The sequence below is a fragment of the Amycolatopsis sp. WAC 04169 genome (assembly GCF_003947535.1).
Lineage (GTDB): Bacteria > Actinomycetota > Actinomycetes > Mycobacteriales > Pseudonocardiaceae > Amycolatopsis > Amycolatopsis keratiniphila.
In genome coordinates this window covers 207305-222057 of record NZ_QHJI01000007.1, presented here as the reverse complement: position 1 = coordinate 222057, position 14753 = coordinate 207305, and the positions used below count along the sequence as shown (strand labels likewise).

General features: G+C 68.7%; 13 protein-coding genes. 4 read left to right on the top strand and 9 right to left on the bottom strand.

The genetic code is table 11. The annotated features are described in order from the left end of the window. Window position 1: 1 nt before the first annotated feature. A complete protein-coding gene (locus DMC61_RS20360) occupies window positions 2–1105 on the bottom strand; it encodes a zinc-binding dehydrogenase (RefSeq protein WP_125690629.1) in 1104 nt (367 codons plus the stop codon). 101 nt (window positions 1106–1206) lie between these two features. On the opposite strand from DMC61_RS20360, the gene DMC61_RS20355 reads away from it, so the two are divergent. After that, window positions 1207–2535 carry an amidohydrolase gene (locus DMC61_RS20355; protein ID WP_125690628.1) on the top strand — a complete coding sequence of 443 codons (1329 nt, stop codon included), beginning with the start codon at window positions 1207–1209 and terminating at the stop codon, window positions 2533–2535. Here the strand turns inward: DMC61_RS20355 and DMC61_RS20350 are convergent. Then, the gene (locus tag DMC61_RS20350; RefSeq protein WP_125690948.1) at window positions 2452–3168 is read right to left on the bottom strand and encodes an SDR family NAD(P)-dependent oxidoreductase; all 717 of its coding nucleotides are present in this window, start codon (window positions 3166–3168) and stop codon (window positions 2452–2454) included. The two genes, DMC61_RS20355 and DMC61_RS20350, sit on opposite strands and share 84 nt — an antisense overlap. Window positions 3169–3237: 69 nt before the next feature. Here DMC61_RS20350 and DMC61_RS20345 point away from each other — a divergent pair, with 69 nt between their 5' ends. Next, window positions 3238–4179 carry an aldo/keto reductase gene (locus DMC61_RS20345; RefSeq protein ID WP_125690627.1) on the top strand — a complete coding sequence of 314 codons (942 nt, stop codon included), beginning with the start codon at window positions 3238–3240 and terminating at the stop codon, window positions 4177–4179. Between the two features lie 160 nt (window positions 4180–4339). Here DMC61_RS20345 and DMC61_RS20340 read toward each other — a convergent pair whose 3' ends face one another. From DMC61_RS20340 to DMC61_RS20320, 5 genes are all read right to left on the bottom strand, one after another. After that, on the bottom strand, window positions 4340–4993 hold the full coding sequence (locus DMC61_RS20340; protein ID WP_125690946.1) for an alpha/beta fold hydrolase: 654 nt from the start codon (window positions 4991–4993) through the stop codon (window positions 4340–4342). Between the two features lie 75 nt (window positions 4994–5068). Then, window positions 5069–5989, bottom strand: coding sequence for an ABC transporter permease (locus DMC61_RS20335; protein WP_073842623.1), 921 nt, complete (start codon window positions 5987–5989; stop codon window positions 5069–5071). Beyond that, complete coding sequence (locus DMC61_RS20330; protein WP_016333927.1) at window positions 5986–6930, bottom strand: ABC transporter permease; 945 nt, start codon at window positions 6928–6930, stop codon at window positions 5986–5988. The genes DMC61_RS20335 and DMC61_RS20330 overlap by 4 nt, the downstream gene beginning before the upstream one ends. Further along, window positions 6927–8507, bottom strand: coding sequence for an ABC transporter substrate-binding protein (locus DMC61_RS20325; RefSeq protein WP_125690626.1), 1581 nt, complete (start codon window positions 8505–8507; stop codon window positions 6927–6929). Before DMC61_RS20325 ends, DMC61_RS20330 begins: the two co-directional genes overlap by 4 nt. Next, window positions 8504–10264, bottom strand: a complete 1761-nt coding sequence (locus DMC61_RS20320) for an ABC transporter ATP-binding protein (RefSeq protein WP_125690625.1) — start codon at window positions 10262–10264, stop codon at window positions 8504–8506. The genes DMC61_RS20325 and DMC61_RS20320 overlap by 4 nt, the downstream gene beginning before the upstream one ends. 234 nt (window positions 10265–10498) lie before the next feature. Here DMC61_RS20320 and DMC61_RS20315 point away from each other — a divergent pair, with 234 nt between their 5' ends. Together DMC61_RS20315 and DMC61_RS20310 are read left to right on the top strand one after the other, a co-directional pair. Continuing rightward, entirely contained in the window at window positions 10499–11485 is a 987-nt protein-coding gene (locus DMC61_RS20315; protein ID WP_125690624.1) for a methyltransferase dimerization domain-containing protein, read from the top strand. Further along, window positions 11482–12417: an alpha/beta hydrolase gene (locus tag DMC61_RS20310; RefSeq protein ID WP_125690623.1), complete on the top strand. Its 936-nt coding sequence runs from the start codon at window positions 11482–11484 to the stop codon at window positions 12415–12417. The genes DMC61_RS20315 and DMC61_RS20310 overlap by 4 nt, the downstream gene beginning before the upstream one ends. A gap of 69 nt (window positions 12418–12486) precedes the next feature. On the opposite strand, the gene DMC61_RS20305 is transcribed toward DMC61_RS20310, so the two are convergent. Together DMC61_RS20305 and DMC61_RS20300 are read right to left on the bottom strand one after the other, a co-directional pair. Then, on the bottom strand, window positions 12487–13074 hold the full coding sequence (locus DMC61_RS20305) for a TetR/AcrR family transcriptional regulator (RefSeq protein WP_016333932.1): 588 nt from the start codon (window positions 13072–13074) through the stop codon (window positions 12487–12489). A gap of 41 nt (window positions 13075–13115) precedes the next feature. Then, window positions 13116–14750 carry an amidohydrolase gene (locus DMC61_RS20300; RefSeq protein ID WP_125690622.1) on the bottom strand — a complete coding sequence of 545 codons (1635 nt, stop codon included), beginning with the start codon at window positions 14748–14750 and terminating at the stop codon, window positions 13116–13118. Window positions 14751–14753 lie beyond the last annotated feature (3 nt).

Genomic DNA, 14753 nt, shown 5'->3' with positions numbered 1-14753 from the left:
CCTAGGGGAGGCGGGGATCGATGACGGCTTTGAGCTCGCCGAGCCGCGACATCGACTCGACACGCTGGGAAGCTTCGGAAAGACCGACCGGTTCGCTGAAGAGTTCGTCCCACGGCAGCCGATCGGCGAAGGTGCGGAAGAAGTCCACCGAGCGGTGGTAGTCGGCGATGTCGCCGTTGAGCGAGCCGGCGACCGTGAGTTCCTTGCCCATCACCGTGCCCAGCGCCACGGGGGAGGGCACGGGGCCGGTGGAGCCGACGATCGCGATGGTGCCGCGCTGGGCGGCGAAGGCGACGGCCTCCTCGCCGATGGTCGGCCCGCCCGCGAAGTCGAAGACGTGATCGGCGCCCCGGCCGTCGGTGAGTTCCTCGACCCGTTCGATCCGGTCTTCGACGGTGCCGTCGACCGGGATCGTCGCCGTCGCCCCGAAACGCTCGGCGGTCTTCAGCCGGTCTTCGGGCCCGCCGATGGTGATGACGTCGCCCGCGCCGGAGATCCGCGCGACGGCTGTGGCGAACACGCCCAGCGCGCCCGCGCCCTGCACCACGACCGTCGCACCGGGACGGATCCCGCCGGCGCGGGAGACGGCGCGCAGCACGGTTTTGCCCGCACAGCCCGACATCGACGCCCACGTGTCCTTGACGTCGTCGGGAAGCAGGAGCTTGGCGGCGCCGGAAGTCACGTAGCAGTACCGCACGAGCCCGCCGGTGGCGTACGGGAAGACGTCGGAGCGCTGCAGGAATCCGTATCCGCGCTTCTCGCAGGCGACCGGCTCGCGCAAGATCGTGCAGCCGTAACACTTTCCGCAGGTCGATTCGGACCAGCCGATGCGGTCGCCCTCGGCGATCTCGCGGCCGAGCGTGTCGGTGGTGCCCGGTCCGACGGCCACCACCTCGCCGATCATTTCGTGCCCCAGCACCATCGGGAGCATACCGGGGAAGGTCATCTGGCCGGACCAGAGGTGCACGTCGGTGCCACACAGCGTGGTGCAGGTGATCCGGACCAGCGCGGCGCCCGGTTCCGGCTCCTCGGGCAGCGGTAGTTCCCGCAGGGTGAGCGCGGAGCCGTGTTCGGTGAGCACCGCCGCTTCGGTTCTGTTGACCATCTTTTTAGTCTACAGTCGTAGGAGAAAAAGTCCAGATCCTGGAGGAAACCATGCCGTCGCAACGTATTCGTCCCGCTTCGCTTGTGGTTCGCGGCGGTCCTGTGCTCACCTTCGACCCGGCGGGCACGGTCGTGCGGGCGATGGCCGTGCGAGACGACCGGATCATCGCCCTCGGTGACGTCGCGCTGGATCACATCGGCCCGGAGACCGAGGTGATCGACCTCGCGGGGAGAACCGTTCTGCCCGGTATCAACGATTCTCACCTGCACGCGACCTGGCTCGGCGCACGCTGGCCGGACACCCTGATCGGCGGCGCCGGATTCACCGGGGGAGAAGAGAAAACGGTGCGGACCGCGGCCGAACGGCGGGCCGCCATCCTGCGCGCGGGTGGGCTGTGCGCGTCATTGGGCATCACGAGCTACACCGAACCCGGCCTGGGCCCAGGCGAGACGGGCTGTTTCGGCGCTGAAGTGCTGGAGGAATACGCGGCGCTGGCCGGCGAAGGCCTGTTACGCACGAGGGTGACCGCGCTGCGCTTGTTCGGCCTGCTCGACGGCGCGAGCTCGCTGGAGGACTTCCGGCGAGGCCTGGCGACGTCGTCCCCGGCCGCGAATCCGTTGTGGCTCACCGTGCCCGGGGTGAAGATCTTCGCCGACGGTATCCCGCCGATGCGCTCCGCGTGGACGCATCATTGCTACGCCGACGGTTCGCACGGTGCGCTCCTCGTCGACGGCGACGACGATCCGGGCCGCGCGGACAACCTGGCCGCGATGATCCGGCTCGCCCACGACGCCGGGATGACGGTCGCCGTGCACGCCACGGGGGATCGCAGCATCGAAGCCGCGCTCGGATCGCTTCGCCGCGGTGATCACCTGGTGCACGGCGATCTGGTGACGCCGGATCAGCTGGCTCGCATGGCGGCGGCGGGGGTCGGACTGACCACGCAGCCCGCGATCGCGGTGGCGATGCGGGGAATGCTGACGGACGCGCTCGGCGCCGAGGTCGGCGCGCGGGCCTGGCCGCTGGCGGAAATGCTCGCGTCGGGTGTTCCGCTGACGTTGAGCAGCGACGCGCCGGTGGTGACCCCCGACTGGCGGGTGCACATCGCCGCGGCGGCCGGGATGCTGTCGGCGTCCGAAGTGGACGCCGAACTGATGGCCCGGTTGCTGCGCTGCTACACGGTCGCGGCCGCCGAGCAGGACGGCGCGGCGGACTGGAAGGGATCGCTGACCGTGGGCCGCGTCGCGGACTTCTGTGTGCTGGCGGCGAATCCGCTCGAGGTGGCGTTCGCGGACCTGCCGGACGTCGGTGTGGAACTCACCGTGTCCGGCGGCCGCGTCGTGTACTCAGGTGAGCAGTTGCCCGCCGTCGACCTGGAGGCTCACGCCGGTGAGATGGCCGGCGTCGGCGGAGGCGAGGAACAGGACTGACGGCACCACGTCGGCGACGGAAGCGATGGTTCCCAACGGAATCCTCGCTTCCCACGCCGCGCGGGCGGCGGTGTCGGAGGCGAAACCGGCGGTCATCGGCGTGAGCACCGGGCCGGGTGCGACGGCGTTGACCCGGATGCCGTGCGGCGCCAGTTCGAGCGCGGCCGAGCGGGTGAGCGCCTCGACGGCGGCCTTGGTGGCCTCGTAGTGGCCGAGCCCCGGGGTCGGCTGCCGGGCGCCGATGGAGGTGATGTTGACGATGGCGCCCCGGGTGCCCGCCTCGACCATCCGCGCGCCGACCGCGCGGGTCATCAGGAAGGTGCCGCGGAAGTTCACCCGCATGCACAGGTCGAAGACGCCGATGTCCAGTCCCACCAACGGTCCACCGCCGCCGGCGAGACCGGCGTTGTTGACCAGCACCTCGACCGGGCCGAAGCGATCGGTGACCAGCGCCAGTGCCGCGTCGACCGAACCGGGGTCGGAGATGTCGAGTTCCACGTGCTCCGCGCCGAGTTCGGCGGCGAGGTCGTGGGCCGCCCGGGTGTCGACGTCGGCGATGACCACGCGGTCGCCCGCGGACTGGAAGGCTTCGGCGACTCCGCGGCCGATGCCACTGGCACCGCCGGTCACCACTACGAGTCTCTTGTTCATTCTACGATCGTAGACTAAAACTTGTTTCCGTTGCCAGCGAAAGGAAAACTCGTGAACGAGAAGCGGAACGGGCTGGGCTTCGCCACTTCGGCGCTGAGCCTCGGATCCTGGAACACGTGGGACCGCATGGACTTCGAGGACGCGGTGCGCCTGATCCGGCACGCCGTCGATTCCGGGGTCACGCTGTTCGACGTGGCCCACTACGACATGGGGCCGCATGCCGAACAGTCGCGCACGGATCTCTTGTTCGGCGAGGCCGTTCGCGCCGCCGGGATCAAGCGTGACGAGTACCAGCTGTGCGGCAAACTCTGGCTCTGGGACTACCCGAACACCGGTTTCGCGGAGCAGCTCGACACCTCGTTCGACCGTGTTGGCGTCGACCGCGCGGAAGCCGTCGTGGTCGGCGACTACTTCGAACGGCCGGACATCCCTCGCATCGTCACCGAGGTGGCCGAGCAGATCCGGCTCGGCCGGTTCGACGTCTGGGGCGTGAACAACTGGCACGCGCCGGATCTCGATCTCGCCCTGGAGTTCGCCGCGCGTGAAGGACTTCCGGCGCCTCGTTTCGCCCAGCTGAAGTACAGCATCGCACGCCGGTCGATGGCCGAGGGTTCCTTCTATGGCAGGCATTTCGAGGCCGGCCGGTTGACTTTGCAGGCGTCGGACGTGTTCGAGGGCGGTGTGCTGCTCGGCAAGGCCCCGGCACGGAAGATCGGGGCGGATCCGGGCGGTATCCGGGAGCCGATCCGTGCCGCCGCCGCGCGTGTCGCCGCTGTCGCCGGGGACTTCGGGGTGAGCTCGTCGCAGCTGGCTCTCGCGTTCTGTCTCGCTTACGAGCCGGTGGCGAACGTGTTGTTCGGGGTGAGCCGTCTTGTGCAACTGGAGGACAATCTGGGTGCTGTCGCGCTGGCCGCTTCTCGTGGTGCGGAGGTGCGGGCGGCTCTGGAGGATCTCTGGCTGGACCGCTCTGTTGCCGCCGATGGGACGTTCTGACGTCAGGAGACGTTGCGAAAGCCACTTCGCAACCTTCAACGTTGCGAAAGTGGCTTTCGCAACGCGACGGGGCCACCCGTGTCGCGCTCTAGATGTCATGAAAGGGTCGTTCAGGACGAAAGACGTCCTGAACGACCCTTTCATGACACAAGCGCAATCCTCAGCCGAGGAAGTCGAGCACAGCAGCCTTGAACTCCGGACTCCGCAAAGCCCCACCATGATCCCCGGGCACCCGCACGAGCGAGGATCCCGGCACCAGCTCCACCAGAGTCTCGATGCCCTGGCTCACCGGATCCTCCACCCCCGCCACGAACCGGGTCGGCACCGACACCGCGCCAAGAACCGGTGCGAACGGCTCCGCACGCAGATCCTCGATACACCGCGCGAGCGCCGCGGGATTCCGCCCCGGCGCGGTGATCATATGCGCGATCATCCCGGTCAGCGGATCCGACGGAGCCTTGCCGCCACCGGCGAAGGCCAGCGCGGCCGCCACATCGACGGCGCCGAACGGTTCGAACGGGCTCACCCCCGCGAGCACGAGGCGCCGCACCGGAGCCTGGGCGGGAAGCTCCCAGGAAAGCCGTGCGCCAAGTGAATAGCCGACAACGTCCACTTCGGACAGATCGGCGACGAGCCGCGACAGTTCCGCGGTGATCGCGGCGGCGCCGAGCGAACCCGAGGGGGCCGGGCTGGAGCCGTGCGCGGGGAGGTCCGGTATCAGCACCTCCCGGTCCGCGGCGGTGAGCGCGGCGGGCCACCCGGTGGTGATCCAGTCGGTGTGCCCGTCGGAGGCGAATCCGTGCACCAGGAGCACCGGCGGTCCCGAGACGGTTTCGGGGGCGAATCGGCGCACGGCCAAGGAAGTAGTGGCAGACAACGGGATCCTTTCTCAGCTGCCGGAGGGGCGGCGGGTGCGCAGGCGCTGCATCTCGCTCAGCGTCCGCGCGCGGGCGTCGACGGCGATCCGCAGCGACGATCCGATGAGATTCAGCAGGAAGACGCACACCATGATCGTCACGCCGGGCACGATCACCAGCCACGGCGCCTGCACCAGGTAAGACCGGCCTTCGGCGATCATGTTGCCCCAGGTCGGGGTCGGGGGAGCGATACCGAGACCGAGGAAGCTCATCGCCCCGTCCACCAGCATCGCCGCCGCGGACAGGATCACCACCTGCACCAGCGCGAGCGGCAGCACGTTCGGGAACACGTGCACGACGAGGATCTTCCACCGGCTCATTCCCGAAACCCGCGCCGCGCCGATGTAGGCGCGGCCGGCGATGCCGAGTACCCGGCTGCGGATGACGCGGGCGGTGAACGGCGTGAAGATCACCGTCAGCGCGATCAGCTCGGTCCAGATGCTCGCGCCCAGCGAGATCGCCAGCGCCATCGCGAGGATGATCGCCGGGAACGACATCCAGGCGTCCATCACCCGCATCAGCACCGCGTCGGCCGCCCGGAAGAACCCGCTGATCAGCCCGATCACCAGGCCGGTGAAGGCCGCGCACAGGGTGATCAGGGCGGACAACCCGAGCGACGCGCGGCCGCCGGACACGAGCCGGGCGAGCACGTCGCGGCCGAACGAGTCCGTGCCGAGGGGATGCGCGGCCGACGGTGGCAGCAGCCGGTTCACCGGGTCGGTCGCGCTGACGCTCGGCAGGAAGAACGGCAGCACGATCACGGCCAGGACGATCACCGCCAGGATGGCCGTGGTGATCACCAGCATCCGGTTGCGGCGGAACACCTTGGCCGCGCGGCCGGACGACGGCTTCTCACGCACCGGCGACGTCTTTTCCACGAGAGCGACGCTCACGAGACACGCACCTTCGGGTCGAGCAGCGCGTACGACAGGTCCACCAGCAGGTTGACCAGCACGAACAGCACCGCGACGAACAGCGTCACACCCTGGATCAGCGGGAAGTCCCGGGTGGACACCGCGCCCATCAGCAGGTGGCCGAGCCCCGGCACGACGAAGATGGACTCGATGATCACGATCCCGCCGACCAGCATGGCGAAGTTGCTGCCCAGCTGGGTGATCAGCGGCATCAGTGCGTTCGGCAGGACGTGTTTGGTCATCACCTGCCGCTCCGAGAGCCCTTTGACCCGCGCGGTGCGCAGATACGCCAGCGGCAGCTCACCGAGCAGGCTTTCCCGCAGGGTGAGCACGAACAACGCGGTCTGCCCGATGACCAGCACGGTCAGCGGCAGCACCAGCGCGGGCACCGCCGTCGCCGGATCGGTGAACAGATTCTCGTAGCCGCTGGAGGGGAACCAGCGCAGCGTCACCGAGAACACGAGCACGAGCATCAGCGAGATCCAGAAGTCCGGCATCGCCATGCCGAGCGCGGACAGCCGGTCCAGCGCCCGCGCCACCGGGTTGCGCGGCGACACCGCCTGCCACGAGGTGATCGCGACCGAGAGGAAGAAGCTGATCACGGTCGAGAGCACGGCGAGCGTCAGCGTCGGCAGGATGTGGTCGGCGACCACGCCGAGCACCGGCGCGTGGTAGGTGATCGAGGTGCCGAAGTCGCCGTGCAGCACGTTCCCGGCCCACGTGAGGTACTGCTCCCACAAGGGCCCGTTCAGCCCCATGCTCTCCCGCAGGGCGTCCACATCGGACGGTCGCGCGGTCGGGCCGAGGATGGCCTGCGCCGGGTCGCCCGGGATCAGCCGGATGACGAAGAACATCATCGTCCCGACGATCACGAGGATGATCAGCAGATCGCGCAGCCTGCGCAGCAGCAGACCGGTCATGACGCCAGCCAGGTGTTCCAGAAGACGCGGTAGAAGTCGCCGTAACCCTTGAGCTTGGGGGAGTAGGCCGCGTACAGCTTGGACTGGCTCAGCGTGATCACCGAAAGCTGCTTCCAGGTGAACGCCTGCAGCTTGTCCACCACCGCCTTCGCCTGCTCAGGAGTGGTCGAGGCGTTGAACTCCGCCATGAGCCCGTCCAGCTCGGGCGAGGTCGAACCGTTCAGCGTGCCCAGGGTGAGCGCGGGCATCTGCGCGGGCGAGGTCAGCGCCGAGTCGAAGAACAGGGTGGTGATGTCCCAGCCGCCCGGTTCCTTGGTCAGCGTGCCGAGCATGGTGGCGAAGTCGAAGGTGTCGATCTTGGTATTGATGCCGATCTTCGACAGGCTGTCCTGGATCAGCACGGCCCACTTGCCGAACTCCGGGTACGAATTCGTGGTGACGATGCGGATGGTCGCGCCGGCGTTGATGCCCGCCGCGGCCAGCAGTTGCTTGGCCTTCTCCGGGTCGTGCGCCTTGTAGACCTCTTCGCCCGCGGTGGAATAGAACTGCTTGTTGTCCGGAGAGGCGAAGGCGCCCGTCTCGAGGGTGAGGTCCTTGCTGCCGCCGGTGGCCGCGTTGATCGCGGGCTTGTCCAGCAGCAGGTTCAGCGCCTCGCGGGCACGGGGGTCGGCGAACTTGGAACCGGTGTTGAAGTTCGGGATCACCACGTTGTCGTTGCCGCCGGGCAGGTTGTGCACGACCACGGCCGGGTTGTTGCGCAGCGGTTCGTACTGGTCGTTCGTGGGCATGATGTGGTCCCACTGCCCGGTCTGGAGGCCGTTGATCAGCGCGTCCTGGTCGGAGACCACCTTGTAGGTCACGGTGTCCAGGTACGCGTGCTTGGCGCCCGCCTGCCCGCCCCAGTCCTCCTCGGACCGCGACTTGTAACCGGTGTACCGCTCCAGCACCAGTTCACGGCCGATGTCCCAGCTCTTCAGCTTGTACGGCCCGGTCCCGATCGCCTTGTCCTGGGCGAACCCGGTCGGCGCGACACCGCTGAGGTTCTTCGCCTCGTAGATCTCCGTGCCCGCGCCGGCGAGTTCGTTGATCAGCGGGTAGCGCGGCTTCTTGAGCTTGATGGTCACCGTCGCCGGATCGGTCGGGGTGATCGCGTCGATGTCCGGTGTGACCAGCTGACCGGTGCGATGTACCTGCTGCCACCGCTTCAGGCTCGCGACGACGTCCTCGGACGTCAGCGGGTTGCCGTCGTGGAAGGTGACGCCCTGGCGGAGCTTGAAGGTGTAGGTGAGGCGGTCCGGGCTGGTGGTGTAGTCCTCGACCAGCATGGGCCGGGCGGTGAAACCGCGATCCACCTCGAACAGCTTCTCGTACATCATGTTGCCGATATGCGCGGTCACCTGGCCGGGGTTCGCGACCATGTCGAGCGACTGCGGGTCGGTGGGCACGGCCACGTTCAGGTTGCCGCCGGGCTTCGGGGGCCCGTCCGCGGCACCACCACCGGCCTGCCCTCCCATACACGAGCCGAGCAGCAGGACGGTCGCCAGGCCGAGGGCGGCCGAGGTCAGGGTTCGTCTCATGGGTTCCGCACTCCAGTGTGGGGGTGGGCGGGCAGTTCGGGATTCGCCGCGAGGAGACGGCGGGTGTACTCGTGCCGGGGGCGGAGCCGGATCTCGTCCGGTCCGCCGATCTCGATCAGCTCTCCCCGGTACATCACGCCGACCCGGTCGGCGACCGACAGCACCAGGCTGAGGTTGTGCGTGATGAACAGGAAGCTGAGCGCGCGGGTGCGCCGCAGGTCCAGCAACAGGTTCATCACCTGGCCCTGCACCGAGACGTCGAGCGCGGAGGTCGGCTCGTCGGCGACGATGAGGTCGGGTTCGGCCGCGATCGCGCGGGCGATCGAGACGCGCTGCCGCTGTCCGCCGGAAAGCTGCGAGGGCAGTTTCTTCGCGGTGTCGGCGGGAAGCCCGACCTCGTCGATCAGTTCGGTGACGCGGCGGTCGAGTTCCGCGCCGCGGAGTCCGGTGAGCTCCCGCAGCGGCTCGGCGATGATCCTGGCGGCGGTGTGCCGGGGATCGAGTGAGCTCTGCGGATCCTGGAAGATGAGTTGCGCGCGGCGGCGGAACGCGCGCTCGTCGCCTTCGAGACCGGACGGCGTGCACCGGTGCTCACCGAAGGAGATGCTGCCTTCGGTCGGGTCTTCCAGCGCGCTCACCAGGCGGCCGAGCGTGGTCTTGCCCGAACCGGATTCCCCGACCAGGCCGAAGAACTCGCCCGGCGCGATCTCCAGCGAGACGTCCTTGACCGCGTGCACCTCGGGCTCGCGGCTCAGCGAGAACCGGCCACGCCGTCCGTACACTTTGGACACCGAGTCGATGACGAGCGCGGTGCCCTCGTTCGTCTCCCTGGTCTGCGGACGGCTCAACGACCTGGTTTCGGTCGCGACCGCCGATTCGCCGTTCATCGCGGCTTCGAGCAGTGCCTCGGAGATCGTGGGGAAGCCGTCGCGCCTGCTCACCCCGAGCTGCGGGACGCAGTCGAGCAACGCCTTGGTGTACGGATGCTTCGGCGAGTGCAAAATGTCCTCTGTGGACCCGAGCTCGACCAGTTCGCCCCGGTACATCACCGCGATCCGGTCCGCCACCTGCGCGGCCACGCCCATGTCGTGCGTGATGAAGACGCACGCGGTGCCGTGGTCGCGGCGGACGCGGTCGAACAGGGTGAGGATCTCCGCCTGCGTGGTCACGTCCAGTGCGGTGGTCGGCTCGTCGGCGATCAGCAGGCTCGGGTCGGCCATCAGGGCGAGCGCGATCATCACGCGCTGCTGCATGCCGCCCGACATCTGGTGCGGATACAGGGAAAGCACGCGGTCGGTGTCGGTGAGGCCGACCTCCTTCAAGAGGCCGCGTGCCTTCGCCTCGGCCTCGCGGTGCAACGGCGTGCCCTTGCGCGCGGCTTGACGCGGCAGGGAGCCGGGCTTCCGGTAGGCCTCGATCAGCTGCTTGCCGACCCGTTGGCTGGGATTGAGCGAATCCAGCGCCTCCTGGAAGATCATGCCGATCCGCGGACCGCGGTACGCGCGCATCTCGTCGGCGGAAAGCCGCGTGAGATCCACGCCGTCGACGCTGATCTCGCCGCGAGTGAACACCGGCGCGACGAACTCCAGTAACCGGATGATCGACAAGGCCGTCACCGTTTTACCGCTGCCGGATTCGCCGACCACGCAGAGTGTCCGGCCTTGGTCGAGGTCGAACGAAAGTTCGCGCACCAGTTCGCGTTCGGTTTCGTCGGCGATGACACCGACGGTGAGTTCTCGTAATTCGAGCAGGGTCATGAATCCCCTTTCCCGAGCCCGCCCGGAGCGGACCGCACTGCCGGGGAACGGACCTCCGGCGGGGGTAGTTCTACGCATGTTGACACCGGGGGAGTGCGCTGTCAATGGGTATATTCTACGAATGTAGGAAGTTGATATCCGGCGGGTTTTTCCTGGTGGTGGGCGAAAACTTGCACTGGATTCTTTTGTCTACAGCTGTAGACTCTCGGCGGAAACGAGCTAAGGAGGGCACCCGTGAGCGGGTCGACCAAGACTGCCGGTCCCGAGCGGATCGTGGACATCGCCGTGGGCTACATGGCGGCCAAGCAACTCTTCGCGGCGAGCCGGATCGGCCTGTTCACCGCGCTCGCCGGCGGGCCCTTGACCGCCGCGGAACTGGCGGAGAAGACCGGCAAGCCGGAGAAGATCACCCGCATCCTCGGTGACGCCATGTCATCACTCGGCCTGCTGTCCCGTGTGGACGGACGCTACGCACTGGCCGAAGACGCCGCGGAGTACCTCGGGGGCGGAGAGCTCGATCTGGCGCCGTTCCTCACGTTCCTGGACTCGATCAGCTACCCGCATTGGCTGCAGTTCGGCCACACGGCCGACAGCGGCGAGCCGGGCAAGCTGGAGATGGACGACGCGCGCTGGGGCACGTTCATGGCGGGCGTCATGACGTATAACGCCCTGCACGCCAAGATGCTGGCCGGCGCCTACGATTTCGGCTCCCACCGCAAGGCGCTGGACCTCGGCGGCCTCTCCAGCGCATTCGCCGTTGAAGCCATGAAGACCAACGACGAACTGCACACCACGTTCGTCTTCGATCCGGGCTTCACCGAGTCGGTCACCACCGCGGCGGCCGAAGCCGGGCTCGCGGACCGCGCGACCGTCGTCGGGGCGGAGACGCCCACCGCGCGTCCCGAGGGCGAGTTCGACCTGGTGATGGTCAACCACGTCGTCCACCGTTTCGACGCGGAGCAGAACGCCGGGATCCTGCGCAACGCGCGCGCCGCCGCCGCGCCGGGGGCGACGTTGCTGCTGCTCGACTTCTTCCTCGACGACGACGCCGTCCAGCGGCCGATCGACGCGCTGCACGCGGGGGAGTACCTGGTGATCGACGGGACGGTCGTCTACCCGGAGGCCGAAGTCCGCGGCTGGCTGGACGATGCCGGCTGGCGGGTCACCGGCCGGCTCGCGCTGCCGGGCAGCCCGCGGGTGCTCGTCGCGGAAGCGGTGTGACCGTGACCCTCGATCCCGCGGTCAAGGAACTGCTGGCCCGTAGCGCTCCCTCGGAGGCTCCGGCCGGGCCGCTGACGGCTCCCGAGCTGCGTGCCGCGTTCGCCGCTTCGTGGCGACGTCCCGATTCGGTCGAAGAGGTCGCTTCGGTGAGCGACCACGTGCTGCCTTCTGGCGTGCGGGTGCGGATCTACCTGCCGGAGGCCACGGCGCCGGTGCCCGCCTTCGTCTGGATCCACGGCGGGGGCTGGACGATCGGATCGATCGACGAGAACGAGGTCGCGTCGCGGGCGGTGTGCAACGCGGCCGGGGTCGCCGTCGTGGCGGTCGACTACCGGCTCGCGCCCGAGCATCCGTACCCGGCGGCCCCGGACGACTGCTACGCCGTCGTCGAATGGCTCGCCGCGGGCGGTGCCGGTCCGGCGGTGGACGGGGCGCGGATCGCCATCGGCGGCGAAAGCGCGGGCGGCAACCTGTCGACGGTGGTGTCGATGATGTCCCGTGACCGGGGCGGCCCGCCGGTGGCCGCGCAGGTGCTGATCTGCCCGGTCTTCGGTCACCCGGACGACGGGTTCCGGTCCTATGTGGACTTCGCCGAGGGCTTCGGCATGACCGCGGGGGCGATGCGGTTCTTCTTCGAGCAGTACGTGTCGGATCCGGCTCAGCTGAACGATCCGTACCTGCTGCCGTTGCGCTCCGAGGACCTGACCCGGCTCCCGCCGGCGCTGGTGCTCACGGCCGAGTACGACGTCCTGCGGGACGAGGGCGAGGAGTTCGCGCGGCGCCTGACCGATGCCGGGACCCAGGTGGAGATGACGCGCTACTCGGGCCAGATCCACGGTTTCTACGGTCTGTACACGGATCTTCCCGCTTCGCCGCGCTCGCACCGGCATGTGGCGAGCTTCCTGACCCGGACCTTCGACCCCCGCGTTTAGTCCTCTGAATGCTGCCGTTCGCACCACGTACTACCGCATTCAGAGGACGAAATGCGGTAGTACGTGGTGTCAGGGGCGGGTCAGGCGGGCGAAGAAGGACTCCAGGTGTTGCCGCTGCAGGGCGATCGTCGAGAACTCGCCGGCGACCAGGCTCATCACGTTCGCCCCGGCGTTGATCAGCACGACCTCGTCGACCAGCTGCTCGTCGGGCGTTTCGGTGACGATGTCGCCGTCCTCGCGGCCCTCGGTGAGATACCGGTGCAGCAGACCCCGCCACGAGCGGATGTGCTCGAGGTACTTGTCCTGCAGCTTCGGGTTGGTCAGCGACAGCTGCCAGAAAGTGAGCAGGACGCGCCCCGCGGCGATGCGGTCCTCGTCGATGGGCATCGACGAGACGCACAGCTCGCGGAGCGCGGTCAGCCCGCGCAGCTCGTCCAGCTCCACGTACTCGCGCATCATGCCGAGCGCGCGTTCGTAGGTGGCCTGGATGATGTCTTCCTTGCTCGGGAAGTACAGCTTGAGCGCGCCGTTGGCGAAGCCGGCGGCCGCCGCGATCTCGCGCATGGTGGCGGCCTCGATCCCGCCCTGGGTGATCAAATCCCAGGTGACGTCGACGATGTGGCTGCGCCGCTCGTCGTGGTCGATGATCTTCGGCATCGGCAGACCTCCCGCACTGGTTCTTCTACCAGTGTAGGAGATCAGGCCCGGTGATACACGCGGTGCCCGGCGAACCACGTTTGCGTCACGTTCGTCTTGACGAGCGCGGACGGATCGGTCTCGAACGGATCGCGGTCCAGTACGACGAAATCCGCCGACTTCCCAGGGGCCAGCGAGCCGGTGACGTCGCCCAGCCCCATCGCGCGGGCGGCGGCCAGGGTGAAGACCTCGATCGCCTCGGCCAGGGTGATCGCCTGCTCCGGCCACAGCGCGCCGGGGAACGTGCCGGTCGGATCCTGGCGCGTGACCAGGCCGTGGATGCCTTCCCACGCGTTCGGCGACTCGCTGACCGGCCAGTCGGAACCGCCGGCCACCAGCGCGCCCTCGTCCAGCAGCGACCGGTTCGGCTGCATCCGCCCGGCCCGCTCGCCGGGCAGCACCTCGGCGATGGCCGCCGGGATGACACCGGGGACCCACAGGAACGGCGAGATGTCCGCGGCGACACCGAGTGCTGCGAAGCGCGGCAGATCGTCGGGATGCACGAACTGGCCGTGCGCGACCTGGAAACGCGCGTCGGCGAAGCCTTCGGCACGCACCTTCTCGACGGCGTCGAGCGTCGCGCGCACCGACGCGTCCCCGGTGCAGTGCACCTTGGCCGACAACCCCGCCGCGGCCGCCGTGCGCAGCCAGCCCACGAGTTCGTCACCCGGCATGGTGGTGGCACCGTGGTGGCAGGCTCCGTGCGCGGCGTCCGGCAGGTACGGCTCCAGGAAGGCGGCTGTCCGCGTCGGTGGCACCCCGTCGAGGAAGATCTTCACGAAGTCCGGCTGGTGGTGCTCGCTCCGGTACTGCCCGGCGACCTCCAGCAACGGTGCCCCGATCGGATCGAAACCGAAGATCGGGTCGTTGATCAACAGCGACGAGACGACCCATGCGTGCAGATCACCGGCGTCGTCGAGCGCTTTGAGCGCGCCCAGGATGTCCGCGGAGACCCCGGCGTCCTGGAACGCGGTGACCCCGTACGAATGCAGGGTGCCGATCCCGTGCCGCGACGCCGCCACATGCTGCTCCGCGGTGAGCGTCCGTGTCTCGCTGAGCGCCCGTTCGACGGCGACGCCCGCCGCTTCGAGCAGAACCCCGACGGGTTCCCCGGTGGCGGGATCCCGGACGATCTCGCCGCCCGCCGGATCAGGCGTCGAGGCGGTGACCCCCGCGAGCTCCAGGGCCCGGCTGCTCACCCAGCGGTTGTGCCTGCTGTCGTCCGAAAGCATGACCGGACGCCCGCCGGCGGCCTCGTCGAGCGCGTGCCGGGCCGAAACCCGCGAAAGGGTGCCGACCAGGGTGGACGCCCAGGCGCCGCCGACCACCCACTCGTCCGGTCCGAGCCCCGCGGCCCGCTCGCGGACCGCGGCGAGGATGTCGTCCAGGCCCGCGTCGAGGCCGAAGTTCAGCTCGAACAGCGCCGCGCGCCCGGCCAGGGCGTGATGGTTGTGCACGTCGACCAGGCCGGGCATCACGAACGCGCCGCCGAGGTCGACGACCTCGGTGCTCGGCCCGCGCTCGATGTCCTCCAGCGACAGCACCTTGCCGTCCTTGATCGCCAGTGACGACGCCCAGGGGCGGTGACCGTCCACTGTGTACACCGTGGCGTTGGTGAGGACGATGTCGGCGGTCAAGGC